At 59.9% G+C, this 25,630-nt stretch carries 21 protein-coding genes and 2 pseudogenes; 13 read left to right on the top strand and 10 right to left on the bottom strand.

Going from position 1 to position 25,630, the window contains the following annotated elements; translation table 11 throughout:
• Positions 1-6: 6 nt before the first annotated feature.
• Complete coding sequence (locus JFV26_RS04620) at positions 7-870, top strand: LysR substrate-binding domain-containing protein (RefSeq protein WP_201190130.1); 864 nt, start codon at positions 7-9, stop codon at positions 868-870.
• A 294-nt stretch (positions 871-1,164) separates the two neighbouring features.
• Here the strand turns inward: JFV26_RS04620 and JFV26_RS33325 are convergent, their stop codons facing one another.
• Together JFV26_RS33325 and JFV26_RS33320 are read right to left on the bottom strand one after the other, a co-directional pair.
• Positions 1,165-1,686, bottom strand: coding sequence for a hypothetical protein (locus JFV26_RS33325; RefSeq protein WP_242487737.1), 522 nt, complete (start codon positions 1,684-1,686; stop codon positions 1,165-1,167).
• 21 nt (positions 1,687-1,707) lie between these two features.
• Positions 1,708-2,088: a hypothetical protein gene (locus JFV26_RS33320; protein WP_242487736.1), complete on the bottom strand. Its 381-nt coding sequence runs from the start codon at positions 2,086-2,088 to the stop codon at positions 1,708-1,710.
• A gap of 457 nt (positions 2,089-2,545) precedes the next feature.
• On the opposite strand from JFV26_RS33320, the gene srmL reads away from it, so the two are divergent.
• From srmL to JFV26_RS04585, 6 genes are all read left to right on the top strand, one after another.
• Positions 2,546-3,694 carry a PheS-related mystery ligase SrmL gene (gene srmL, locus JFV26_RS04610; RefSeq protein WP_201190127.1) on the top strand — a complete coding sequence of 383 codons (1,149 nt, stop codon included), beginning with the start codon at positions 2,546-2,548 and terminating at the stop codon, positions 3,692-3,694.
• 255 nt (positions 3,695-3,949) lie between these two features.
• A complete protein-coding gene (locus JFV26_RS04605; protein WP_201190125.1) occupies positions 3,950-5,026 on the top strand; it encodes a putative 2-aminoethylphosphonate ABC transporter ATP-binding protein in 1,077 nt (358 codons plus the stop codon).
• On the top strand, positions 5,026-6,750 hold the full coding sequence (locus tag JFV26_RS04600; protein ID WP_201190123.1) for a putative 2-aminoethylphosphonate ABC transporter permease subunit: 1,725 nt from the start codon (positions 5,026-5,028) through the stop codon (positions 6,748-6,750). Before JFV26_RS04605 ends, JFV26_RS04600 begins: the two co-directional genes overlap by 1 nt.
• A 49-nt stretch (positions 6,751-6,799) precedes the next feature.
• Positions 6,800-7,825 (top strand): putative 2-aminoethylphosphonate ABC transporter substrate-binding protein, encoded by a 1,026-nt coding sequence (locus JFV26_RS04595; protein ID WP_201190121.1) that lies wholly within the window; start codon positions 6,800-6,802, stop codon positions 7,823-7,825.
• A gap of 143 nt (positions 7,826-7,968) precedes the next feature.
• On the top strand, positions 7,969-9,102 hold the full coding sequence (locus JFV26_RS04590; RefSeq protein WP_201190120.1) for a TIGR03364 family FAD-dependent oxidoreductase: 1,134 nt from the start codon (positions 7,969-7,971) through the stop codon (positions 9,100-9,102).
• Positions 9,102-9,659 carry a phosphonate degradation HD-domain oxygenase gene (locus tag JFV26_RS04585; RefSeq protein WP_201190118.1) on the top strand — a complete coding sequence of 186 codons (558 nt, stop codon included), beginning with the start codon at positions 9,102-9,104 and terminating at the stop codon, positions 9,657-9,659. The genes JFV26_RS04590 and JFV26_RS04585 overlap by 1 nt, the downstream gene beginning before the upstream one ends.
• A 111-nt stretch (positions 9,660-9,770) precedes the next feature.
• Here the strand turns inward: JFV26_RS04585 and JFV26_RS04580 are convergent, their stop codons facing one another.
• Together JFV26_RS04580 and JFV26_RS04575 are read right to left on the bottom strand one after the other, a co-directional pair.
• On the bottom strand, positions 9,771-11,135 hold the full coding sequence (locus JFV26_RS04580; RefSeq protein ID WP_201190116.1) for a GTPase/DUF3482 domain-containing protein: 1,365 nt from the start codon (positions 11,133-11,135) through the stop codon (positions 9,771-9,773).
• Positions 11,128-12,215, bottom strand: a pseudogene (locus JFV26_RS04575) (DUF2868 domain-containing protein). Before JFV26_RS04575 ends, JFV26_RS04580 begins: the two are co-directional and overlap by 8 nt.
• Before the next feature lie 366 nt (positions 12,216-12,581).
• Between JFV26_RS04575 and JFV26_RS04570 the strand changes: the two are divergent.
• Positions 12,582-13,094: a dihydrofolate reductase gene (locus JFV26_RS04570; protein WP_201190114.1), complete on the top strand. Its 513-nt coding sequence runs from the start codon at positions 12,582-12,584 to the stop codon at positions 13,092-13,094.
• 399 nt (positions 13,095-13,493) lie between these two features.
• On the opposite strand, the gene JFV26_RS04565 is transcribed toward JFV26_RS04570, so the two are convergent.
• The gene (locus JFV26_RS04565; RefSeq protein ID WP_201190112.1) at positions 13,494-14,885 is read right to left on the bottom strand and encodes an L-cystine transporter; all 1,392 of its coding nucleotides are present in this window, start codon (positions 14,883-14,885) and stop codon (positions 13,494-13,496) included.
• 239 nt (positions 14,886-15,124) lie between these two features.
• Between JFV26_RS04565 and JFV26_RS04560 the strand changes: the two genes are divergently transcribed.
• Positions 15,125-16,180 carry a haloacid dehalogenase-like hydrolase gene (locus JFV26_RS04560; protein ID WP_201190110.1) on the top strand — a complete coding sequence of 352 codons (1,056 nt, stop codon included), beginning with the start codon at positions 15,125-15,127 and terminating at the stop codon, positions 16,178-16,180.
• A gap of 554 nt (positions 16,181-16,734) precedes the next feature.
• Complete coding sequence (locus JFV26_RS04555; protein WP_201190108.1) at positions 16,735-17,022, top strand: DUF6124 family protein; 288 nt, start codon at positions 16,735-16,737, stop codon at positions 17,020-17,022.
• Positions 17,023-17,214: 192 nt separating this feature from the next.
• On the opposite strand, the pseudogene ilvD reads toward JFV26_RS04555, so the two are convergent.
• Positions 17,215-19,055: pseudogene (gene ilvD / locus JFV26_RS04550) on the bottom strand (dihydroxy-acid dehydratase).
• A gap of 385 nt (positions 19,056-19,440) precedes the next feature.
• Complete coding sequence (locus tag JFV26_RS04545) at positions 19,441-20,637, bottom strand: class I SAM-dependent rRNA methyltransferase (RefSeq protein WP_201190106.1); 1,197 nt, start codon at positions 20,635-20,637, stop codon at positions 19,441-19,443.
• Positions 20,638-20,879: 242 nt separating this feature from the next.
• Between JFV26_RS04545 and JFV26_RS04540 the strand changes: the two genes are divergently transcribed.
• Genes JFV26_RS04540 through JFV26_RS04530 form a run of 3 tightly spaced genes read left to right on the top strand, consistent with a single transcriptional unit; the run spans position 20,880 to position 22,932 of the window.
• The gene (locus JFV26_RS04540) at positions 20,880-21,695 is read left to right on the top strand and encodes an HDOD domain-containing protein (protein WP_201190673.1); all 816 of its coding nucleotides are present in this window, start codon (positions 20,880-20,882) and stop codon (positions 21,693-21,695) included.
• 43 nt (positions 21,696-21,738) lie between these two features.
• Entirely contained in the window at positions 21,739-22,551 is an 813-nt protein-coding gene (mutM, locus tag JFV26_RS04535) for a bifunctional DNA-formamidopyrimidine glycosylase/DNA-(apurinic or apyrimidinic site) lyase (RefSeq protein WP_201190104.1), read from the top strand.
• A gap of 54 nt (positions 22,552-22,605) precedes the next feature.
• A complete protein-coding gene (locus JFV26_RS04530; RefSeq protein WP_201190102.1) occupies positions 22,606-22,932 on the top strand; it encodes a multidrug transporter in 327 nt (108 codons plus the stop codon).
• Between the two features lie 61 nt (positions 22,933-22,993).
• Here the strand turns inward: JFV26_RS04530 and JFV26_RS04525 are convergent, their stop codons facing one another.
• The 3 genes from JFV26_RS04525 to JFV26_RS04515 all read right to left on the bottom strand — a co-directional run bounded on the left by JFV26_RS04525 (position 22,994) and on the right by JFV26_RS04515 (position 25,620).
• Positions 22,994-23,245 carry a YfhL family 4Fe-4S dicluster ferredoxin gene (locus JFV26_RS04525; protein WP_201190100.1) on the bottom strand — a complete coding sequence of 84 codons (252 nt, stop codon included), beginning with the start codon at positions 23,243-23,245 and terminating at the stop codon, positions 22,994-22,996.
• A gap of 184 nt (positions 23,246-23,429) precedes the next feature.
• Positions 23,430-23,909, bottom strand: coding sequence for a pantetheine-phosphate adenylyltransferase (gene coaD / locus JFV26_RS04520; protein WP_007945531.1), 480 nt, complete (start codon positions 23,907-23,909; stop codon positions 23,430-23,432).
• 115 nt (positions 23,910-24,024) lie between these two features.
• Positions 24,025-25,620, bottom strand: coding sequence for a GMC family oxidoreductase (locus JFV26_RS04515; protein WP_201190093.1), 1,596 nt, complete (start codon positions 25,618-25,620; stop codon positions 24,025-24,027).
• Positions 25,621-25,630 lie beyond the last annotated feature (10 nt).

Genomic DNA, 25,630 nt, shown 5'->3' with positions numbered 1-25,630 from the left:
ACGGCTGTGCTGAGTGCCGAGCTAAAGGCGTTTTACATGGTGGCCCGCTTGGGCAGCATTACCCTGGCGGCCAAGAAGCTCGGCCTGAGCCAACCCACCGTGACGACCCAGATTCGCCATCTGGAAAGTCAGTACTCGGTTGAGCTGTTCTACCGTGGCGGCCGCCGCCTCAGCGTCAGCGATGAAGGCGCGCGGTTGCTGCCGATGGTCAAGACGCTGTTGCAGCAGGAAGCCGACATCGAGTTCTTCCTGCGCAACAGTGGCCAGGTCCAGGGCACGTTGCGCATCGCCGCCACGGCGCCTTACTACATCCTCGATCTGGTGAAGACCTTCCGCGAGCGTTTGCCGCAAGTGGAGGTATCGGTGGAAATCGGCAACTCCCAACAAGTGCTCGAAGCGCTGGAGGATTACCGGGTCGATGTCGCCGCGTCCTCGCAGTTACTCGACGATGCGCGGTTGATTCGCCGGGTGCTCGGCAGCGATCCGCTGGTGCTGGCGGTGCATCGCAATCATCCGCTGGCCGTGCATGATCATGTGCCGCTCAGTGCCTTGGCCGGGCATACCTTGTTGATGCGGGAGTCGGGCTCGACCACTCGGCGGCTGACCGAAGAGTTGCTGGCCAGTGCCGGGGTGAGTTTCGGGCCCTTGCTGGAGATCGGTAGCCGTGAGTCGATTCGTGAAGCGGTGCTGCGCAATATCGGCATCAGCATCATCGCCCGGCAGGAAGTGCCGCATGACCCGCAGTTGCGGGTACTGACGATTGAGAATGCACCGCAGATTCCCGAGTATTTGTATTGCCTCAAGGAGCGAAAGGGCGCGCGGTTGCCGGCGGCGTTTCTGGGGTTGGCGCAGGAGATGGCTCCGGCCTAAGATCAAAAGATCGTCCGATCGCGGCCCGAGCCTTCGGCAGCTCCTACATGGGAATGCGTTCGGCGTAGGAGCTGCCGAAGGCTGCGATCTTTTGACCCCACCCCAAATCCCCGAATATCACTATCAGAAAACTGCGGCGACCTGACTAGTCTCTTCTTGGGCAAACGTCGCTCATGCAGGCGACGCATTCCCCTCCTGTGGGTGCCGGCACCTGATATTGGTTTAAAAGCCGACCTACTATTGCAAAAAAATAGAAAATCGCGCGTATTAACTCGAAAGTTAAGAACGATGTTTTTAATGCGTTGGGCGTACGGTTACAGCTGGGCTAAGAAAGTCTATGTGATACCCGGAAGAACCATCGCCGATAGCCACATGTACTCCACGTATGCCTTCATTCATTTGTGAGTTTATTTTGTAGTCAATAGTTGGTGCGATAGCGTCGTTTACTCCGATCGCAAACTCCGTAAGTCTTAGTCCTCGAGCGCCAGTCGCAAGATTCAGAGGCTTTATATGTTCCTCGTTATTTGTTTTTAATGAAGTGATGATGTTGTCCCTGACTACTAAGGTTGCACTGTGTTGAGAGATGCGATCACTTAAACATTTAAGCGAAATTTTAAGGCCATCTGGCAGTTCAGGGTTATGCTTTCTTAGTATCGTTAGTATTCCTTCAATCTTCAGCGTGCCGCTAAAGGAAAATGGGCATTGTTCATGTGGGTTCATGTGTGCGTAATGCACTTCAAAAAACTCCGCTACCGACTGAACAAAGTTGCCTGACACATCTTCTGTAAGGAGGGCGTAAGGTTGGGCGTGCGGCAAAAGCGCGACTTGTGCATTGGCTTAGTTACCTGAAAGAAAAAATGATTCGTTTGAATTGAGCATGTTTAGTACCGAGCGCTGCGTGCTCAAAGCGTGCTCGAAATTGCTGCTCAGCAAAAGCTTCAGGCTATAGAGCGCGTTCGCTACAGAGGGCTCAAACACTTGAGTCGCGCAGAAAACGCTTTTCTTGTTTTCTGTTTTTTTGGCTAGCTCAAAAGTCATTTTTGCAGCGTCATTGCTAAAAGAAAAAATAATACTGTTTGTTGGAAGGCTTTCTAATTCTGAAATATGGGCAGTATCGAAGCCTAAATGCTCACAGTCTCCGAGGAACTCCCTGGAATCCGCAATGATCGAAAATTTTTCATTGCCGAAGAGCGTAGATATCATATTAGCTGACGACATAAATACCTCCAGATTTCCAATGCGCGGCACGATGCTTGCCGCGCATTGGTATTATTTACTCTTCAGTATGAGCCCATGCCAGCGGCGCCCACCCGAAGTTTTCCGGTCCGGAAGTGATCCGGTTAAGATTGTATTTGACGAGTTTTTTATTTTTCATTTGATATTACTTTTTCGTTTTTTTGGTTTTTGTTGCTCCCGGCAGTGCTTGGGAGTGGAATTATTAATACAGATTTTTTGATGTGTTAAATGAGTTGTTAGGCGATTTTTAGAATGAATTCTGCTGTCTTGATTTTTGGTAAGTTCAATGGGTTATTTGTGTAAGTTGCGTCTGTAGTCCTGTTCTGAAAATTTGGTTTTTTGATTTTTATGATTGCAGTCGATGAACTTTCGTCGTTAGGTTTATTTATGGGCTTGTTTTTTTTAGCTCGATGTCCAACTACAGGTTGAGGATTACGGAGTGCAAGCATCAAAGAAATATTTAGCCGACACGTCTGTCCATCAGGCCCTTTTACTGGTTGATCTGACCGAAACAAGCGCTCCTGAGCACGCCGTCCGATTGATGCTCAATGAAATCCTTCAAGGACTCGCAGAAAAAGGCTGGCCCCAGGCGAAACTGCAAACGGGGCCGCGGATTGTGTCCGCGGAGGAAAATTACGGTTTGCTGGGGTATGACCCGGCAGAAGTCACGCTTGGGAGCGAGCACACCCGATGGGTCGATGAGTGTTCTTTGTTGCGAACACAAACCACCAGTCAGATTCCGGCGGCGCTTCAGCGAGCAGCTGAGGTGCGGCAACCGGGAGAGACGATCTTGCTGGCCGCGCCAGGTATCACTTTCCGTCGCGACAGTCGGGACAGGTGGCATTGCGCGGAACCGCATCAAATGGACATCTGGGTGCTGGGTGATCCGCAATTGTCTACGCATGAACATCTGTTGCGTCTGGTCAGCGACATCCTTGAATCCGCCGTTCCCGAAAAGCCTTGGGTCTACAGCGACAGTCCGCATCACTATACGGAGGGCGGAATCGAAGTGAATGTGTTGAACGACGGTGCGCCGGTCGAGGTGCTGGAATGCGGTCGCATTGCGAGGTCTTTGTTGGAGCGCTTGAAGATAGATCCGTTGCGACATGCAGGACTGGCACTCGGGATGGGCTTGGATCGCTTGACCATGTTGCGCAAAGGCATCCCTGATATTCGCTTGCTGCGCGATCAGAATGTGCGAGTACAGGCGCAGATGCATGATTTGAATCCATGGACTCCGGTATCACGTTTGCCGTCGATTGCCCGTGACATTTCGTTGGCGCTAACACCGGGGTTGAGTGAGGAAGTATTGACCGAAAGAATGTTGCAGGCTGCCGGTGACTGCTCTGACTGGATTGAGGAGATGCAGGTCAAGGGGCGTTGGGGATTCTCCGATTTACCCGTGCAGGCCATTGGACGTCTCGGTCTGTTGCCGGGCCAGGAGAATGTCCTGCTGCGAGTAGTGCTGCGTGATTGTTCGCGATCAATCACGACCGCTGAGGCGAACGCCTTGTATGCGGACATTCAGGCAGCGATGCACGAAGGTACGCCTGGGGCGGGTTACAAAATGGACCTTCCCAAGCCTTGAATTCTTCATCGCGAGCAAGCTCGTTCCCACAGGAGAACGCATTCCAATGTGGGAGCGAGCCTGCTCGCGATGGCGGCAGATCAGGATTCCGGAGTATTTGTATTGCCTGAAGGAGCGCAAAGGCGCGCGATCGGACGATCTTTTGAGGTCAACCAAAATCCCCGAATACCACTATCAGCCGTTTTTGCCTCACTGCCACATGACGGACGCATTACAAACCTAGGATGGCCTTCATCTGCTTGATGAGGCCTGTCCATGAACCACTCGATCGCAACTGCCCTGACCAACCCCGGCGTACCCATGAAGGTGCGCGGCGTGCAGAAACGCTTCGGCGCCTTCACCGCGCTGGATAACGTTTCCCTCGACGTGGCGGCTGGTGAGCTGGTGTGTCTGCTGGGCCCGTCGGGGTGTGGCAAAACCACCTTGCTGCGCTGCATCGCCGGTCTGGAGAAACAGGACAGCGGCGAGTTGTACCTCGGTGATCGCGACGTTTCCCACCTGGCACCGCAAGCCCGGGACTACGGCATTCTGTTCCAGTCCTACGCGCTGTTCCCCAATCTGACCGTCGAAGCGAACATTGCCTACGGCCTTGCCGGCAGTGGTCGCGATGAAGTGCGCAAGCGTGTCGGTCAGATGCTGGAACTGGTCGGCTTGCTCGGCAGCGAGAAAAAGTACCCCGGTCAATTGTCTGGCGGCCAACAACAGCGGGTTGCGCTGGCTCGCGCCTTGGCTCCGGCGCCATCGTTGTTGCTGCTGGATGAACCGATGTCGGCCCTCGACGCCCGGGTTCGCGAGCATTTGTGCACCGAGTTGCGCCAATTGCAGCGCAACCTCGGCGTCACCACCCTGATGGTCACCCACAATCAGGACGAAGCGATGCTGATGGCCGACCGCATTGCGGTGATGAACAACGGCAGAGTCGAGCAGTACGCCACGCCGCAGGAAATCTACGACCGCCCGGCGACGCCGTTTGTGGCGGAGTTCGTCGGCCAGGGCAACTGGCTGCCGTTCCGCCGCAGCAGCGACAGCCACGCCCAGGTCGGTGGGATGAACATGCGCCTGGCCGAAGGCAGTGCGAAAACCGCGTCCGGCCGACTGTTCTGCCGCCCGGAGGCAATCAACGTCAACCCGCCGGTGCATGAAGAAAACCTGTTCCCGGCCAAGGTTCGCGAAATCACTTTCCTCGGCAATCGCTGCCGCATGAGTTTCGAACTCGATCAACTGCCGGGTCACGCTTTGCTGGCGGAACTGGCGCCGCAAGACATGCCGCGCCTCGGCGCGCAGCAGATCATGGTTGCCTTGCCACCGCGTAGCCTGCAGGTGTTTACCTGATGAGCGCGAACCTCGCGCTGCCGATACCGCACAAGCAGGTTCGGCAGACCTCCCGCGCCGAAATCGGCGACCGGGTGTTTGTGGTCGGCGGCAAAGTGCTGTTGCTGGTGTTGCTGGGTGTCGCGGTGTTGATGCCGTTGCTGGCGATCTTCTGGCGCGGTTTTAGCTCTGAGGCCGGGCAGGGCGGTGGTTGGGTGGCCGCCCGTGAACTGGTCACCAGTGCGAATTTCCACTGGTTGCTCGGCAACAGTCTGAAAGTTTCCCTGAGCGTCGCGGCCATCGTCGTACCGCTGGCTTACCTGTTTGCCTACGCCCTGCAACGTACGTTGATTCCGGGCAAAGGCATCTGGCGCGGTATGTCGCTGTTGCCGCTGATGGCGCCGTCGATGCTGCCGGGGATTGCGCTGGTTTACCTGTTCGGCAACCAGGGCATGTTGCGTGGTTTGCTCTCGGACAATATCTACGGTTTCTGGGGCATTGTGCTCGGCGAGGTGATCTACACCTTCCCGCACGCCTTGATGATTCTTCTGTCGGCGCTGTCCCTGGCGGATGCGCGACTGTTCGATGCCGCTTCAAGCATGGGCGCCAGCCCAGCGAAAGCCTTTCGCAGCATCACCTGGCCGGCGACCCGTCAGGCCGTGTTCGCCGCGTTCTGTCTGGTCTTCACCCTGACCATCACCGACTTCGGCGTACCCGTGGTGGTCGGTGGCGACTATCAGGTGTTGGCGCTGGAAGCCTACAAAGCCGTGGTCGGCCAGCAACAATTCGGTCGCGGTGCGTTGATCGGTATGGTTCTGCTGCTGCCGGCGCTATTCAGTTTCGGCGTCGATGCCTGGTTGCGTCGGCGTCACGGCGATTCCATGAGCGGCCGGGCGCAAGTCTTTAAACCCGCGCCGTCGAAGCTGCGCGACGGTTGCTACCTGGCCATCGTGTTGTTGATCTGCGCGGTGTTGCTGTTGGTGTTCGGCATGGCGGTGTACTCGTCGCTGGTGAAATTCTGGCCGTACAACCTGTCGCTGTCGCTCAACCATTATCAGTTCAACGACACCGCGGGCGGCGGTTGGCTGGCCTACAGCAACAGCGTGAAGATGGCCCTGTGCACGGCGTTGATCGGCAGCGGGCTGATTTTCACTGGCGCTTACCTGATGGAAAAAACCAAGGGCCAGCGCGGACTGAATCTGACCCTGCGCATGCTCAGTTTCGTTCCGATGGCGGTGCCGGGTCTGGTGTTGGGCCTGGGCTACGTCTTCTTTTTCAACCTCAACGGCAACCCGTTGCATGTGCTCTACGGGACCATGACCCTGCTGGTGGTCTGCACCATTGCTCATTATTTGACCACCGCGCAAATGTCCGCCACCACCGCGCTGCGCCAACTCGACGCCGAGTTCGAAGCCGCCGCGCTGTCGCTCAAGGCGCCGCTGTATCGGCATTACCTGCGGGTCACCGTGCCGATCTGCCTGCCTGCCTTGCTGGACATCGTGCGCTACCTGTTCGTCTCGGCCATGACCACTGTTTCGGCGGCGATATTCCTCTACAGCCCCGACACCCTCCTCGCGGCGGTGGCGGTGCTGAATATGGACGACGCCGGCAACGTCGGTGGCGCGGCAGCGATGTCGACTCTGATTCTGTTCACCTCGGCGGGCGTGTCCCTGCTGCTGGCCTGGGCCTCGCGCGGTTTGCTGCGCCGCTCCCAGGCCTGGCGGCAGACCGCGCCCGGCAACTGATTCGCTACTCCTCCACCCCAAAGCCCTCAACTCAAACAGGAAATGCATCATGTTCAAGCCTTTGGCCCTGGCCGCTGCTGTGCTCACCGCTTTCAGCCTGAACGCCTTCGCGGCGAAAACCGAGTTGACGGTGTACACCGCCCTCGAAGCCGAACAACTGAAGACCTACAAGGATGCTTTCGAAAAGGCCAACCCGGACGTCGAGATCAAGTGGGTGCGTGACTCCACCGGGATCATCACCGCCAAGCTGCTGGCTGAAAAAGCCCGCCCGCAGGCCGATGCCGTTTGGGGCCTGGCCGCATCGAGCCTGGCGATCCTCGATCAACAAGGCATGCTGCAAAGCTACGCGCCGAAGGACCTGGCCAAGATCGGCGGCAACTACCGCGACGCCGCCAACCCGCCAGCCTGGGTCGGTATGGACGTCTGGGCCGCGACCATTTGCTTCAACACCGTCGAAGCCGAGAAGCAGGGCCTGAGCAAACCGGTGAGCTGGCAAGACCTGACCAAGCCTGAGTACAAAGGCAAGATCGTCATGCCCAACCCGGCCTCGTCCGGCACCGGTTTCCTCGACGTCAGCGCCTGGCTGCAAACCTTTGGCGAGAAGCAGGGTTGGCAGTTCATGGACGACTTGCACCAGAACATCGGCCAGTACGTTCACTCCGGCTCCAAGCCTTGCAAACTGGCGGCCTCAGGCGAATTCCCGATTGGTATTTCCTTTGAATACCCGGCGGTTCAGTTGAAGCGTCAGGGTGCGCCGCTGGACATCATCCTGCCCAAGGAAGGCCTGGGCTGGGAGATTGAAGCCACCGCCGTGATCAAGGGCACGCAGCACGAAGACGCGGCGAAGAAACTGGCGGACTTCTCGGCCAGCCCGGCGGCGATGGAGTTGTACAAAGAGAACTTCGCGGTGCTCGCGCAACCGGGTATTGCCAAGCCGCAGACCGAATTGCCGGCGGATTACGAGCAGCGTTTGATCAAGAACGACTTTGCCTGGGCCTCGAAGAATCGCGACGAGATTTTGACCGAGTGGCGCAAGCGCTATGACGGCAAGTCCGAGAAGGTGGTCGCCAAGTAAGATCTCTATCGGCTGACAGGGCCCCTTCGCGGGCAAGCCTTGCTCCTACGGATTTATGTCGTTCGCAAATATTGCGTCCGATACAACACCTGTAGGAGCGAGGCTTGCCCGCGAAGGCGGCTTCGAATTCAGGACAACTCTTAATGACACAACACAACGACATGCTGATCGTCGGCGCCGGCATCCTGGGCCTGTCCCACGCCTACGCCGCCGCCAAACGCGGCCTCAAGGTCACGGTTTTCGAACGCAGCGAAACGCCCCTGGGCGCTTCGGTCCGCAACTTCGGCCAAGCCCTGGTCACCGGCCAGCCACCGGGCCAGATGCTTGAACTGGCCAAGGCCAGCCGCGAAATCTGGGGCCAATGGGCGGAGTTGGCCGGCCTGCAACTCAAGCGCAACGGCTCATACCTGTTCGCCCGCACCGAAGCTGAAGAACACCTGCTGCATGCCTTTTGCAATGGCCGCGCCGTGGAACACAACTACAACGTCGAGTTGCTGCGCGGCGCGCCATTGCGGGACTTGTACGGCGGCCAGTTCGGCCATCACCGTGCCGCATTGCACGGCAAGGACGATCAGCAGCTGTATTCCCGGGTCGCGATTCCAGCGCTGATCGACTACCTGCGCCGCGAATTGGGCGTAGGGTTTCACTTTTCCACCCTGGTGCGCGACATCGAGCCCGGTCGCTTGTACAGCACCGCCGGCAGCTTCAGCGCCGAGCAGATCATCGTCTGCTCCGGCCACGACTATCAGACCCTGCTTGCCGAGCCGATCGCCGCGCTGAACCCGCAAATCTGCCGACTGCAAATGCTCCGCGCCCGGCCGCAGATCGACCTCAACTTGCAGCACGCGTTGCTCACCGGATTGAGTTGCGTGCATTACGGCGCGTTTGCCGACCTGCCGGAAGCGGCGGCGGTGCACGCGCAGATTCTGCGGGAGGCGCCGCACTTGCAAGAGAACGGCATTCACCTGCTGATCAGCCCGACGCCTTATGGCGAATTGATCATCGGCGACTCCCACCATTACGGCAGCGACCCTTCACCGTTCAACGCCGAGCAAGTGGACGACTGGATGATCGAGCTGGCCGAGCAAACGTTGGGCTGTAAGGTGCAAGTGCTTGAGCGCTGGCAGGGTGTCTACGGTTCACGCGGGCCGGGGCCGTTCTCGTTCCTGCGCCCGGCTCCGGGTGTGAATGTGGCGTTGATGCACACTGGCGTCGGCATGAGCGTCGGACCGGCGATGGCCGAACGTAACGTGGCCCTGTTGCTGGGAGAGGATTGATGGCGCGCAACGAACACGCGATCGCCGAGCTCTTCGCGCTGTACGAGCGCTTTGGCGACAGCGACTACATCGGCGAGCCGGTGTCGCAGATCGAGCACATGTCCCAGGCCGCCGAACTGGCCATGGCCGAGGGCTTTGACGATGAAGTGGTGTTGGCGGCGTTCTTTCACGATATCGGGCATATCTGTGCTGAAGATGCCGAGAACATGGGCGGGTTTGGCGTGGTCAGCCACGAGCGCCTCGGCGCGGACTACTTGCGTCGCGCCGGTTTCAGCGAGCGGATGGCGCGGCTGGTGGAGTATCACGTTCAGGCCAAGCGTTATCTGACGCTCAAGGAACCGGGGTACCACGAGCGTTTGAGCGAAGCCAGTCGCCGGACGCTGGCGTATCAGGGTGGGGTGATGACGGTGGCCGAGGCTGAGGCGTTTGAGCAGGACCCGTTGTGTGCCGTCAGTTTGCGGATGCGGCACTGGGATGAGTTGGCCAAGGAAGAGTGGGTGCCGGTGATGGACCTTGGCGTCTTGAAGGAAAAGGCATTGCGGCTGTTGGTTGCGTAGGGCCCCAAGACCGAGGTGCGGCTTTCGCGAGCAAGCCCGCTCCCACATTGGAATGCGTTCCCCTGTGGGAGCGGGCTTGCTCGCGAAGGGGCCGGCACCAACACTGTATGTCTACAGCTGCTGCGCCAACACCTCAACCTGTTCCTGCCTTTCCCCCTGACTTAACTTCGCCTGCGGATTGAGTGACGACCACTGCGGATGCGCCCGAGCCTTGTGCAGGGCTTCGGGCAGTTTGCCTTCGCGCCAGGTCTTGTCCTGAGGCGTGGCGACCTGGATGCTGTCCATCGCCGCATGTCCGCGCTGGTTCAAGGCCTGTACCAGTTGCCGCTGACGCAACGCCAGCAACCGCAACACGCTGTCATCGACAGTCAGCTCCCGCTGCCCTTTGATCTTGCCCAGCAACCGGCCGCCATAGCTGCGCGCGGTTTGCAGGGCGCCGCCGGCAATCGCACCGGCCAGTGCCGCTGCGCCGAGGGTCAGGCCGCCCACCAATAGATCGACGCCAGCCCCCGCCGCCGCGCCGGCCGCGATGCCGCTGCCAACTCGCACGCCCAATTGCTTGAGGGTTTCCGGGTTAAACAGGTCGTCGCCCCAACGGCCATCGAGCAGCGGCAAGTCACTGGCTGCCGCGTCCTGTGGGCGGAAGGCGTAGAGCTTAAGCAACGCTTCGACGCAACGTTGTTCCCGTTGCCGAACGGCTTTGCGCAGTTCGTTGATCGCTTGTTGTTCCAGCTCAGGTTTACTCGCCACGCTGCGCCGGCACGCGGCGCAATCGATCAATAATTCAGCCATCAGCTGCGCTGCACTTTGCTGGCGGGCCAGGCGTTGGGCCTGTTGATCGGCGATCAGCCGTTCAAGCGGCTCGCGGGCGTTTTCCAGCAACAGGGCGAGGCTTTCATAGAGTCGGCGTTCGCCATCTTCTGGCGGAGCAACGCTGTCGAAGCGCACCAACGCATGCAAACCCAGCCGCGCCAGCGCTTCGCGCCAATCCGGCTCGCGATGGTTGGCACTGCTGACGAAATTCAGCACCGGCAGCAACGGTTTGCCGCAACTGGCCAGCACTTCCAGTTCGTCGCGGTATTTGGCCAGCACCGGTTCCCGGGCGTCGATCACATAGAGCCCGGCGTCCGAGGCCAGCAGTTGGCGCAGCACCTTGGCCTCTTGTTCGAACCGCTGTCGGGCCTCGCTGCCCTCGAGGAATCGCGCCAAACGTGCCGGGCCGTCGAGGCGTTCGCCGGGGCGTTCCAGGCGTTCGAGGTAATCGAGCAGGGCGATGGCGTCTTCCAGGCCGGGCGTGTCGTAGAGGTCGAGCAGCGGCTCACCGTCCACCGACAACCGCGCGCCTTCGACGTGGCGGGTGGTGCTGGGCCGATGGGACACGTCACCGAAACCGACGTCCCGGGTCAGGGTGCGCAGCAACGAGGTCTTGCCGACGTTGGTGTGGCCGACGACGGCGAGTTTCAACGGCTTAGTCATAACCGGCCTCCAGCCAGTTCATCGGCGCGCAATCAGCGAATGGCAGTTCAAGCTGTTGCAGCGCGGCGTGCCAGTCACCCAGTCGCTCGGCATCCAGCGCTTCGCCGGGCGGCGCTTGCAGCAGCCAGACGCGGGTGGCGCTGGCGTTGCGCGCCAGTTCGGCGATCAACGCCAGGCTGCCGCGATCCGGTGAACGGCGTGGGTCGCAGGCAATCAACAGGCGAGCCGGGGGAAGCGGCTGAGCTGTTCGAGGAGTTTGTTGCGCGACTCGCGGCTGTCGAGGATGCCGGCATCGCTCACGGTTTTCGGCAGTTGTGGCGGCCATGGACGTTGACCGTCCAGTTCGATGGCCACCAGCAGCGCGCCATCACTGTGCAATTCGCTGACGCTGCTTTCGACGCGGTGAAGCTGATCCGGGGCGGCATCGCTGATGCCCAGGCGTTCGCTGGTGGGCATCAGGCGTTCGCGTAATTGGGCGTAGCCGGGCAGGTTCAGGTCCAGACGCAAGGCAGCCTGGCCGGTTTTCCAGCGCCACAGGCAAAACAGCGCCAGCAGCAGGCGCGGCACCACGCCGTAAACCACCAAGACGCCGACCAGCCAGGTTGCCCAGGCCTGACGGGCGCTTTCGATGTTGAGCGCGGTGTCGCCGCTGGCGCGGATCATGTCCACGCTCGGCACGTTGAAACCGAACAACGCCGGCAGGGTGCCGAGGGTTTGGGTCATGGCGACAAAGGTGTCGGCGCTGAGCAGGGTGGTTTCCCAGACAAAGCCGTAGCGCCGCGTTGCCATCAGCGTCAGCAGAATCGCCAGGGCACTGAGCATCGCCAACAGCCACAAGCTGTTGACCAGCACGCCGATGGCCCAGCGATTGAGTTTGTGCCGTTGCAGCAACAGCAGCAGGGCCGGGGCCAGTTGTGCGGCTTTGGCGTCGCGGGCGAGTTTTTCGCTGAGCCACAGCCATAAGCGTGCGAGGGTGGCGCCGTGTTCACCGGCAAACACCAGGCCCAAGGCCCAGCTCAGTAGCAGAATCAGGTTCAGCCCGAGCAAACTGCCCAGGGCCCAGAACACATTCACTGCCATTTGCCCGTCGCTCAGCGCCGCAAACGCGAGGCCGGCACCGCTGACCACGGCCAGTATTGCCAGCACCAGCAATGCCAGTCGCGCACCTTGCAGCCAGTGGGTGAGCGCGTTGCTCAGTCCATCGCGCTCGGCCAGCCACAGGGCACGGCGTTGAATCCGTGTCGGCAGGTCGCCGCCAGCCGTGCGGGCCAGTCGGTTGGCTTCCAGATCGTCCAGTGGCCCGGCATGTTCTTCGCGCAGACGGATGGTTTCCGTCAGCCAGAGGTTATTCAGTTCAGTCACGCGGCATCCCGTCGCTTAAATGAACGGTGAGCATAACCGCTGTGGCGCTTATCGGGGAAAGGGAGGCTCTGGTATCCTCGCGGCATGACTAAATCACTCCCCCTCAGCCTGATCGCAGCCCTCGGTGAAAACCGGGTGATCGGCGTCGACAACAGCATGCCCTGGCACCTGCCGGGGGACTTCAAATACTTCAAGGCCACCACCCTGGGCAAGCCGATCATCATGGGTCGCAAGACTTGGGATTCCCTCGGTCGTCCGCTGCCGGGCCGGTTGAACATCGTGGTCAGCCGCCGGGCGGATCTGGTGCTGGAGGGCGCGGAGGTTTATCCGTCGCTGGAGGCTGCGGTTGTTCGCGCCGAGGCTTGGGCGAAGGAGCAGGGCGTTGATGAGCTGATGCTGATCGGCGGGGCGCAGTTGTATGCCCAGGGCTTGGCACAGGCCGATCGGCTGTACCTGACGCGGGTCGCGTTGAGCCCGGAAGGCGATGCGTGGTTTCCGGCGTTTGATTTGAACCAGTGGAAACTGGTGTCGAATGTGCCGAATCCGGCGGAGGGGGATAAGCCGGCTTACAGCTTTGAGGTTTGGGAGAAGGCCTAAAAGATCGCAGCCTGCGGCAGCTCCTACAGGTCCCGCGCAGAGCCCTGTAGGAGCTGGCGAAGCCTGCGATCTTTTGATTTTTACCCGCCGCGAAAAGATCGCAGCCTTCGGCAGCTCCTACAGATTCAGCGCAGAGCCCTGTAGGAGCTGGCGAAGCCTGCGATCTTTTGATCTTTATCAGCCACGAAAAGATCGCAGCCTGCGGCAGCTCCTACAGACTCAGCGTAGAACCCTGTAGGAGCTGGCGAAGCCTGCGATCTTTTGATCTTTATCAGCCACGAAAAGATCGCAGCCTGCGGCAGCTCCTACAGATTCAGCGTAGAGCCCTGTAGGAGCTGGCGAAGCCTGCGATCTTTTGATCTTTATCAGCCGCGAAAAAATCGCAGCCTTCGGCAGCTCCTACGCCTGCGCCAACTGCGCATGCTCATCCGCATCCAGCAGCTCTTTATCCGTCTGCTGCATGATCTGGCTGGTAATCGCCCCTGCCGTAATCGACCCGCTGACGTTCAACGCCGTGCGGCCCATATCGATCAGCGGCTCGACCGAAATCAGCAACGCCACCAGTGACACCGGCAAACCCATGGCCGGCAGCACGATCAACGCGGCAAACGTCGCGCCGCCACCGACCCCGGCCACACCGGCCGAACTCAGGGTCACAATCGCCACCAACGTCGCGATCCACAGCGGATCCAGCGGGTTGATGCCCACGGTCGGCGCGACCATCACCGCCAACATCGCCGGGTACAGGCCGGCACAGCCGTTCTGGCCAATGGTCGCGCCGAACGAGGCGGCAAAACTGGCGATGGACTGCGGGAGGCCCAGGCGCCGGGTCTGCACCTCGATGCTCAACGGAATGCTTGCTGCGCTGGAGCGGCTGGTGAAGGCAAAGGTCAGCACGGGCCAGATTTTACGGAAGAAGCGCAGCGGGTTAATCCCGGACGCCGATACCAGCAGGCCATGGATGACGAACATCAGGCCGAGGCCGATGTAGGACACCACCACGAAACTGCCGAGTTTGATGATGTCTTGCAGGTTGGAGCCGGCGACCACTTTGGTCATCAGCGCCAAAACGCCGTATGGGGTCAGCTTCATCACCAGGCGCACCAGGCGCATCACCCAGGCTTGCAGGGTGTCGATGGCGTTGATCACTTTCTGACCTTTCTCGACATCATCCTTGAGCAGTTGCAGCGCCGCGACCCCGAGGAAGGCCGCGAAGATCACCACGCTGATGATCGACGTCGGCTTGGCGCGGGCCAGGTCGGCGAACGGGTTCTGCGGGATGAACGACAGCAGCAACTGCGGCACATTCAGGTCAGCGACCTTGCCGGCGTAGTCGGTCTGGATGGTTTGCAGGCGGGCCATTTCCTGAGTGCCGGCCACCAGGCCATCGGCGGTCAGGCCGAACAGGTTGGTCAGGCCGATGCCGATCAGCGCTGCGATGGCGGTGGTGAACAGCAGCGTGCCGATGGTCAGGAAGCTGATCTTGCCCAGCGACGAGGCGTTGTGCAGACGGGCCACGGCGCTGAGGATCGAGGCGAAAACCAGCGGGATCACGATCATCTGCAGCAACTGCACGTAACCGTTGCCGACCAGATCGAACCAGCCGATCGAGGATTTGAGCACCGGGTTGCCGTCACCGTAAATGGCGTGCAACGCCACGCCGAAACCCACGCCCAAGGCCAGTGCAAGCAAGACTTTCTTGGCCAGGCTCCAAGAGGTGTGACGTGTTTGCGCCAGGCCGAAGAGCAGGGCGAGGAATACCAGCAGATTGAGAATCAGCGGCAGATTCATAAGGACTCCATAGACTTGTGCCAGCCACCTTCTTGTGTGACTGCGAACCGGCAAGCCTAACAGTTTGATATCTAATGAATTAATACCAAAAACAGAGGTGGACTGTCGTTTTTGGAATAAGCCGATGCCGCGCAGGGGAATGCCGCTGACGGAATCAGGACGCAAGCGGTCGCGGGCAGACGAGAACTGTCACACTTTTTTGTTAGCGTCGATCTCTTTGATCCGGGGAGAAATAGCAGATGAAATTCGCACCGAAAATGCTCGCTGCCGCAATCTGCTTCGGCCTTGCTGGCCAAGCATTCGCAACTGACCTGAAACACTGGCCAGCCGATCAGGCCAAGGCACTGGACGTGATGATCGCCGCCAATGCCAACAAAGGTAACTTCGCGGTGTTCGACATGGACAACACCAGTTACCGCTACGACCTTGAAGAGTCGTTGCTGCCGTTCCTGGAAAACAAGGGCCTGATTACCCGCGAGACTCTCGACCCCTCCCTGAAACTGATTCCGTTCAAGGACACCGCCGACCACAAGGAAAGCCTGTTCAGCTACTACTATCGCCTCTGTGAAATCGACGACATGGTTTGCTATCCATGGGTCGCCCAAGTGTTCGCAGGCTTCACCCTTCAAGAGCTCAAGGGGTATGTCGATGAGCTGATGGCGTCCGGCAAACCGGTGCCCAGCACTTATTACGACGGTGATGTGGTCAAGAACATCGATGTCCAGCCGCCGAAGGTCTTCACCGGCCAGGCTGAGCTGTATAACAAGCTGATGGAAAACGGCATTGAGGTCTACGTAATGACCGCCGCTTCCGAAGAGCTGGTGCGCATGGTCGCTGCCGATCCAAAGTACGGCTACAACGTCAAACCGCAGAACGTGATTGGCGTGAGCACGCTGCTCAAGGACCGCAAGACTGGCGAACTGACCACGGCGCGCAAGCAAATCACCGCGGGCAAGTATGACGAGAAGGCCAACCTTGGCCTCGAGTTGACCCCGTACCTGTGGACCCCGGCAACCTGGATGGCCGGCAAGCAAGCGGCGATCCTGACCTACATCGATGAGTGGAAAAAACCGGTGCTGGTGGGTGGCGATACCCCGACCAGCGATGGCTACATGCTGTTCCACAGTGTTGATGTGGCCAAGGGTGGCATTCATTTGTGGGTCAACCGCAAAGACAAATACATGACCCAGCTCAACGGCATGATGGCCAAGCACGCAGCGGCCCAGGCCAAAGAAGGCTTGCCGGTGACGGCAGACAAGAACTGGGTGATCGTCAAGCCGGAAGAGATTCAGTAACCGCTGGCTCCTCTGGACTTCCCCGGATCGTCGGATTCCCCTGATTCCCCGGATCGTCGGCCCCCCTGTAGGAGCTGCCGGAGGCTGCGATCTTTTGATCTTGCCCTAAAAAAGATCAAAAGATCGCAGCCTCCGGCAGCTCCTACAGGGGGCCCGCGTTCACAGTAGATCCCTGTGGGAGCGAGCCTGCTCGCGAAGAGGCCAGCAGGCGCAATGAAAACCTCTGCTGATCGATATCTCCAGACACTCTCACTTCCTACGCATCCTTGCGTAACGTACTACGACTACTTCAGAATCCGCCGCTTGTGCGTCTAAGTCTCGGGCTCTATCGTTTTCCGCGTCGCTGAACATCAGCGATCGGGTTTGGTAGCCCGGGTTTTCAGGCGCATGGTTCTGCCCCTAGCAGGTTTTCCGTCTCTGCTTTCATGGTGGCCATGCGTAGGGCGCTTTCGGGCGCGCCGGGTTCCTGAACCGGTCTACCAACCTGCGTATGGCCGCCACCCTTCGTTTGGTAGCGAGGGTGCTGGCTCCTTATGTTTTCAGGAGATCCATCAATGCTAAAAATCACCCCCGATCCGCCAGAATCGGACAACCTGTCCGAGCGCATCAACGCCACCCCTCGCAAACCCCGCAGAACATTCATGATCGCCCCCGGTATCGACACGGAAAGCCTATTGGCCCACGCCTGTGAATCCCTCTCCTCAGCCAGCATCATGGCCAGTGATTTCGCCGCACACCTGGAAGGCACGCAGCGCAGCACGATGTTGGGGATTGCGCAGGTCATCATGCTGGGCGAGCTGGCGGTCAATCAGGCGCTGGATAACCTCGACCCGCAGGATTAACGCCAATCCCCCTTTGCAGGAGCGAGCGTGCTCGCGAAAAACCTGAGAGCGCCGCGCGGTGTCAGGCTTTCAGCATTATCGTTGACGAGCATCGTCGGAACGCCGCCCGGAGCAGGCTCGCCCCTACAGAATATCTGCGCAAACAAAAATGCCCCGCACTTGGCGGGGCATTTTTTATCCGACGGTTAAGCCTTACAGCCCGTCGAGCATCGCCTTGTTACGCACGGCACCCTTGTCGGCACTGGTGGCCAGCAGGGCGTAGGCTTTGAGCGCGGTAGTGACTTTGCGCGGACGCTTCTCTACTGGCTTCCAGCCTTTGCGGTCCTGCTCGACCCGGCGTGCAGCCAGTTCTTCATCGCTGATCAACAGGTTGATCGAGCGGTTCGGAATGTCGATCAGCACTTTGTCACCATCCTGCACCAGGCCAATCGCGCCACCGGCAGCGGCTTCTGGTGAAGCGTGACCGATGGACAGGCCCGAGGTGCCACCGGAGAAACGACCGTCGGTGAGCAGCGCACAGGCTTTGCCCAGGCCTTTGGATTTCAGGTAGGACGTCGGGTATAGCATTTCCTGCATGCCGGGCCGCCTTTCGGGCCTTCGTAACGGATGATCACGATGTCGCCGGCCTTCACTTCGTCAGCGAGGATGCCGCGTACGGCGCTGTCCTGGCTTTCGAAGATCTTCGCGTTGCCTTCGAAGACGTGGATCGACTCGTCGACGCCGGCGGTTTTCACCACGCAACCGTCCAGGGCGATGTTGCCGTACAGAACGGCCAGGCCACCTTCTTGCGAGTAAGCATGCTCGACACTGCGGATGCAGCCGTTTTCACGGTCGTCGTCCAGGGTTTCCCAGCGGGTCGACTGGCTGAACGCGGTTTGCGTCGGGATGCCCGCAGGACCGGCCTTGAAGAAGTGATGCACGGCTTCGTCGGTGGTCTGGGTGATGTCCCACTTGGCGATGCCTTCGGCCATGGTCTTGCTGTGCACGGTCGGCAGCTCGGTGTGCAGCAGGCCACCACGGGCCAGCGAGCCGAGGATGCTGAAGATCCCGCCGGCGCGGTGCACGTCTTCCATGTGGTACTTCTGGATGTTCGGCGCGACTTTGCACAGTTGCGGCACGTGGCGGGAGAGGCGGTCGATGTCCTTCAGGTCGAAGTCGATCTCGGCTTCCTGGGCGGCGGCCAGCAAGTGCAGGATGGTGTTGGTGGAACCGCCCATGGCGATGTCCAGGGTCATGGCGTTTTCGAACGCCTTGAAGTTGGCAATGTTGCGCGGCAATACCGACTCATCGTTGTCGCCGTAGTAACGCTTGCACAGGTCGACGATGGTGCGCCCGGCTTGCAGGAACAGCTGCTCGCGGTCGCTGTGGGTGGCCAGGGTCGAACCGTTGCCCGGCAATGCCAGGCCCAGGGCTTCAACCAGGCAGTTCATCGAGTTGGCGGTGAACATGCCGGAGCACGAACCGCAGGTCGGGCAGGCGCTGCGCTCGTACTCAGCGACTTTCTCGTCAGACGCGCTGGAGTCGGCGGCGATCACCATGGCATCAACCAGGTCAAGACCGTGGCTGGCCAGTTTGGTCTTGCCGGCTTCCATCGGACCGCCGGAAACGAAGATCACCGGGACGTTCAGGCGCAAGGCGGCCATCAGCATGCCAGGGGTGATCTTGTCGCAGTTGGAGATGCAGACGATGGCGTCGGCGCAGTGGGCGTTGACCATGTATTCGACGGAGTCGGCGATGATCTCGCGGCTCGGCAGCGAATACAGCATGCCGTCGTGGCCCATGGCGATGCCGTCATCCACGGCGATGGTGTTGAATTCTTTGGCTACACCGCCGGCCCGCTCGATTTCACGGGCGACCAGTTGGCCCAGGTCCTTGAGATGGACGTGGCCCGGTACGAACTGGGTGAAGGAGTTGGCAATGGCGATGATCGGCTTCTTGAAGTCGTCATCTTTCATCCCGGTGGCGCGCCACAGTGCGCGGGCGCCGGCCATGTTGCGGCCGTGGGTGGATGTTTTCGAGCGGTAATCAGGCATGGAGCACTCCGGGCGGCTAATCAGGTATCAAAGGGGAGTGAGCTTCTATTGACGTCTGGAACACTCAGAAATGGCCGTGTGTCCGGAAGTTGCCGATGACTTTGCGGGATCGCCGCTTGCCTCAGCCTGAGCTCATAAACCCGCCGGGGGATGAATGGCGATGAATCCCGCGATTCTACACCGCTGGCGTCAGGAAGAAAGCTTGGATCAGCCGGTCGGCAGGGCGCTCAATCAGTGACCGACCCTCGCATTTGTCACTAAGCCCCACAGGCTGAAACCGATGGCTATCGTCATCGGCAGATGGTTGGGCGCCAGGTTTTATTCAGGGCAAGTCTCATGATTAATCCGCCATGGATAAATTCCACCCATGGCGGTTTTAGACTTATTAGCTATTCGGCAACAACCGGCAAGTAATGCTCTTGATGTACCGTGTCTCGGCAATCGCCGGGTGCACCGGGTGATCCGGGCCCTGACCGCCACGCTCCAGCATCTGGATGTTGCGGTCCAGGTGACGGGCGCTGGTCAGCAGGATGTTCTGCAGATCATCTTCCGGCAGGTGCATCGAGCACGAGGCGCTGACCAGGATGCCGTCCTTGCTGAGCAGGCGCATGGCTTGTTCGTTCAGGCGACGGTAGGCGCCTTCACCGTTCTTCATGTCTTTCTTGCGTTTGATGAAGGCAGGCGGGTCGGCTACGATCACGTCGAAACGTTCTTCGCTGGCTTTCAGCTCTTTGAGGGCTTCGAACACGTCGCCTTCAATGCAGGTCATTTTTTCGGCGACACCGTTCAGCGCGGCATTGCGCTCGACGCCGTCAAGGGCAAAGGCCGAAGCGTCGACGCAGAATACTTCACTGGCGCCGAACGCGGCCGCTTGCACGCCCCAGCCGCCGATGTAGCTGTACAGGTCGAGTACGCGCTTGCCTTTGGCATACGGCGCCAGGCGTGCGCGGTTCATGCGGTGGTCGTAGAACCAGCCGGTTTTCTGGCCCTGGATGACCGGTGCTTCGAACTTCACGCCGTTCTCTTCCAGGGCAACCCATTCCGGCACCAGGCCGAACACGGTTTCGACGTAGCGGTTGAGGCCTTCGGCGTCACGGGCCGCGGAGTCGTTCTTGAACAGAATGCCGCTTGGCTTGAGCACTTGGGTCAGCGCCGCGATCACGTCTTCTTTATGCGCTTCCATGGTCGCCGAAGCGATCTGGACCACCAGGATGTCGCCGAATCGGTCGACGACCAGGCCTGGCAACAGATCCGAATCACCGTAGACCAGGCGATAGAACGGCTTGTCGAACAGGCGATCGCGCAGGGACAGGGCGACGTTCAGGCGATGCACCAGCAGCGACTTGTCCAGCGGCAACTTGATGTCGCGCGACAGCAGGCGCGCGCAGATCAGGTTGTTCGGGCTCATGGCGACGATGCCCAGCGGCTTGCCGCCGGCGGCTTCGAGGATCGCCTGGTCGCCAGCTTTGAAACCGTGCAAAGGGGTCGCCGCTACATCGATTTCGTTGCTGTAGACCCACAAGTGGCCGTTTCGCAGGCGACGGTCGGCGTTGGCTTTGAGGCGCAGGCTAGGCAGGGACATGACGTCGCTCCGGAAAAAAGAGCGGGAGTATAGCGCGTTGCGCAAGGCCTCGGCTTGGCAGATAGACCTGTGGCGAGGACGCTCACCTGTGTTTGGCAATCGATGAAATTTCCGGGGATCTGCCGGCCAATGTGTCGGATCCAACTTTTTAAAGGTTAGAATCCCTGCCTGTCCCAGAGTGTGTACTTATGTCCCAAGAGCTGAGCTGCGAACAAATCCAACAGTCGCTGCAAGGCATCAGTGTGCCGGCCCAGCCGCAGATCATGGTGGATCTGCAGATGGAGCAGTACATGCCTGACCCGGACCTGGAGGTGATCGCGAAACTGATTGCCCAGGACCCAGGTCTCTCCGGGGCACTGCTGAAAATCGTCAACTCGCCTTACTACGGCTTGAGTAACAAGATTGCCTCGATCCAGCGTGCGGTGAATTTGCTGGGCAGCCGTTCGATCATCAACCTGATCAACGCGCAGTCGATCAAGGGCGAGATGAACGATGACACCATCGTGACCCTGAACCGGTTCTGGGACACCGCTCAGGATGTGGCGATGACATGCCTCACGCTGGCCAAGCGCATCGGCTCCCAGGCCGGCGACGAGGCTTACGCACTGGGCTTGTTTCACGACTGCGGCGTGCCGCTGATGCTCAAGCGTTTCCCGGACTACATGAAAACCCTGGAAGAGGCCTATGCCAGCGCGAGTGCCGAATGCCGGGTAGTGGACACCGAGAACCGGGTATTCAACACCAACCACGCCGTGGTCGGTTATTACACCGCCAAGTCCTGGCGCTTGCCGGAACACATCAGCGCCGCCATCGCCAATCACCACAATGCGCTGGCGATCTTCAGTGATGAGTCCTCGCGCAACAGTCAGTTGAAAAACCTGCTGTCGATCCTGAAAATGGCCGAACACATTTGCGCGTCCTATCGGGTGCTGGGTAACCAGTCCGAGGACCACGAGTGGAACAGTATCGGGGCTTTGGTACTCGATTATGTCGGTCTCTCGGATTACGATTTCGAGACCCTCAAGCAAACGATTCGTGACCTCGGCGCTCATCACTGAGGGAGCGGTTTTTCCTGATCAAAGCGTCTGATTCGAGAACACCATGCCTGAACTGCCAGAAGTCGAAACCACCCGCCGGGGCATCGCCCCGCACCTGGAAGGCCAACGCGTCAGCCGGGTGATCGTGCGTGACCGGCGTTTGCGCTGGCCCATTCCCGAAGACCTGGATGTGCGGCTGTCCGGCCAGCGCATTGTGCTGGTGGAACGGCGCGCCAAGTACCTGTTGATCAATGCCGAGGTCGGCACCTTGATCAGTCATTTGGGCATGTCGGGGAATTTGCGCCTGGTCGAAGTTGGCACGCCGGCGGCCAAGCATGAGCATGTGGATATTGAACTCGAGTCTGGCCTGGCCCTGCGCTACACCGACCCACGCCGGTTTGGCGCGATGCTCTGGAGCCTCGACCCGCTCAATCACGAACTGTTGATTCGCCTGGGGCCGGAGCCGTTGACCGACCTGTTCGATGGCGAGCGTTTGTTCCAGCAGTCTCGTAGTCGTTCGATGGCGGTCAAGCCGTTCATCATGGACAACGCGGTGGTGGTGGGGGTCGGCAATATCTATGCGACGGAAGCGTTGTTCGCCGCCGGTATTGACCCGCGCCGGGAAGCCAAAAGTATTTCTCGGGCGCGTTACCTGAAACTGGCGATCGAGATCAAACGCATCCTCGCCCATGCCATCGAGCGGGGCGGCACCACGTTGCGCGACTTTATCGGCGGTGACGGCCAGCCGGGCTACTTCCAGCAGGAACTGTTTGTCTACGGCCGTGGCAGTGAGCCCTGCAAAGTCTGCGGCACGGAGCTGCGGGACGTGCGCCTGGGGCAGCGCGCCAGTGTCTTTTGCCCACGCTGTCAGAGCTGATACGTCCTACGGTCTATAGTCAGTGTTCTCACTGCCTAGCCGAAGGACCGTGCCATGAATTCGTTTCGAACCTTTGTCGTTGTTTTGCTGCTGAGTGTCGGTCTGCCGACGCTGGCGGCTGAGAGCAGTGGCAGCGGCGACCCCCGTTACACCATCCAGAACCCACCGGCCTACGCGATGATCGGCGATTTGCTGATTGCCCGACCTCTATTGGTGGTGGCGACAGTGATCGGTGCGGGTGTGTTTGTGGTGTCATTGCCGTTTACCGCGTTGGGTGGCGGTGTTGGCGATGCGGGGCAGGCGTTGGTGGTTGACCCGGCGAAAGCCGCATTTGTGCGGTGCCTGGGGTGTACCGGGGATGGGTTTGAGCAGCGCGAGTAATGAAGCAAGATCAAAAGATCGTCCGAACGCGGCCCGAGCCTTCGGACGATCTTTTTGGTCCTCAAGCCTTACCGGTAATCACCCGGTACTTCGCCATCAACTGTTCTTCAGTCTCCGGATGCGTTTCATCCAGCGGAATGCAATCCACCGGGCAGACTTGTTGGCACTGAGGCTCGTCGTAGTGCCCGACACACTGCGTACACAGGTTAGGGTCGATCACATAGATCTCTTCGCCCTGGGAAATGGCGGCGTTCGGGCACTCGGGTTCGCAGACATCGCAATTGATGCAATCGTCGGTGATGATCAGGGACATGCTAACTCCAGCCAGGGCGGCAGGCCCGGGCGCAATAAACCAATGCGCGCAATTGTGCCGCATTGGCGCCCGCAGTGCACGCGGGCGCGATCAAGGGCAAAAGATCGCAGGCTGCGATGACTGCCAGAATTGGGGTGTTAGCCCCAAAAGATCGTACGAACGCGGCCCGAGCCTTCGGCAGCTCCTACTTCTTGAAGCGTTCGGTGAGGGCGTCCGCCACCGCCGGGTGGACAAACTTGGTGATATCGCCGCCCAAGGCAGCAATTTCACGCACCAGCGTCGAGGAAATGAACGAATAACGCTCGGAAGGCGTAAGAAACAGGCTTTCCACATCCGGCGCCAGTTGGCGGTTCATGTTGGCCAGCTGGAATTCGTATTCGAAGTCCGATACCGCGCGCAAACCACGCAGGAACACGTTGGCGTTCTTCTCTTTGGCAAAGTGCGCCAGCAGCGTCGAGAAGCCGACGACTTCAACGTTGGGCAGATGTTTAGTGACCTCGCGGGCCAGCTCCACACGCTGTTCCAGGGGAAACAACGGGTTTTTCTTCGGGCTGGCGGCGACGGCGATGATCACGTGATCGAACAGGCGCGCGGCGCGTTCGACCAGATCGCCATGGCCCTTGGTAATAGGGTCGAAGGTACCTGGGTACAACACTCGGTTCATCGCGTCGTCCTGGCGGGAGTCCGTTGGGGAGTCGGATGGTATCGCAGCCTTCCCGGTCGGGAAAGTCGCCTGTTGGGTAAGAAAGCACTATAGACGATAGGGATAATTGGTTTTTTCATGGGTTTTTCAGGCGATCGGCCAGGGCAGTCGCCAGTTGCGCGGTCAGCCCGTAGACCGACAGTTGCGGGTTTGCGCCAATGCTGGTGGGAAACAGCGAGCCATCGTGGATCGACAGATTGCTGATCTGATGATGGCGGCCAAGGCTGTCGGTCACCGCGCTTTTCGGGTCTTCACCCATCGCACAACCGCCCATCACGTGAGCGCTGCCCAGGCGCGTGCGATACAGCTCAAGGCTCAAACCATCGATCAAGGTCCGGGCCTCGGCGAGGGTTTTTACGTAGCGCGCATCGGCGTGCATCGGCATCACCGCTTTGGCGCCACCGGCGAACTGGATCTCGGCCATGCTGTGAAACGCCCGCCGCAAGCCGTCCCAGGCGTAGGGTGAAACCTGGTAGTCGAGCACCGGCGTGCCATCGCCGCGCAACTCGACGCTGCCGCCGGGGCTGTCCGGGTGGAAGCCGTCCCGCAGCAACGCCAGCATGGCGTGGGTGTGGGGCAGGTTTTCCATGTGTTGTGAGTTTTCTTTGCCGAAACCGCCCAGCAGGGTCGCGGCCAAGGCTGGTTGCAGCGGCGGGACTTCGAGCTTGTAGGACATCTTTCCGGTGGTGCCGTCCTGCCATTGGAAATGGTCGGAATAGATCGACTGCGGTGCACCGTAGAACGGGTTGATCACCTCGTCGAACAGCCCGGCGGACATGTTCACCAAATGCAGGAAAGTCCTGGTGCCCAGCCGTTTGTGCGGGTCGGGTGCGTCGGAACGCAACAGCAACGCCGGGCTGTTGATCCCGCCGCCGGCCAGCACGTAGTGCCGCGCCTTGACCGTGATGGTGCGCCCGGTGGGTGCAACACAACGGTCGTCCATCGCCACGCAATTGAGGCCGGTGACTTTGCCGTCCTTGATCGACAGTTTCTCGGCTCGGGCCAGGTAGAGCAGTTCGCCGCCCTTTTCCAGGGTCGCCGGAATGGTCGTCACCAGCATTGATTGCTTGGCGTTGGTCGGGCAGCCCATGCCGCAATAGCCGAGGTTCCAGCAGCCGCGCACATTGCGCGGGATCACGTGCCAGCTATAGCCGAGTTGCTCGCAGCCTTTGCGGATCACGTCGTTGTTGGCGTTGGGCGCAATCATCCACGGGGCGACGCCCAGGCGTTGTTCCATTTTTTCGAACCACGGCGCCATCTCGGTGGGGCTGTGGCCTTTGACGTTGTGCTCTTTGGCCCAGTGTTCCAGGGTCGGGGTCGGGGTGCGGAAGCTCGAGGTCCAGTTGATCAGCGTGGTGCCGCCCACCGCCCGGCCTTGCAGTATGGTGATCGCGCCATCCTTGCTCATGCGGCCGATGCCTTCCTGATAGAGGCTGGCATAGGCCTGGTCTTCGAGCATCTTGAAGTCGCTGCTGGTCTTGAGCGGGCCTTCTTCTATCAGCAGCACCTTGTAGCCGGCGGCGCTGAGGATTTCGGCCGTGGTGCCGCCGCCGGCACCGCTGCCGATGATTGCCACGTCGGCTTCCAGGGTCAGGTCCTGGGTCAATTGCGCGCCGTTGTAGGTTTTCCAGCCACGGGCCAGGCCTTCGCGGAACGGATCGGGTACGGGCATGTTCAGGTTC

It is taken from the genome of Pseudomonas sp. TH31 (genome assembly GCF_016650815.1).
GTDB lineage: Bacteria > Pseudomonadota > Gammaproteobacteria > Pseudomonadales > Pseudomonadaceae > Aquipseudomonas.
Note: the sequence above shows the minus strand (reverse complement) of the source record. Positions and strands in the feature narration are given on the sequence as shown.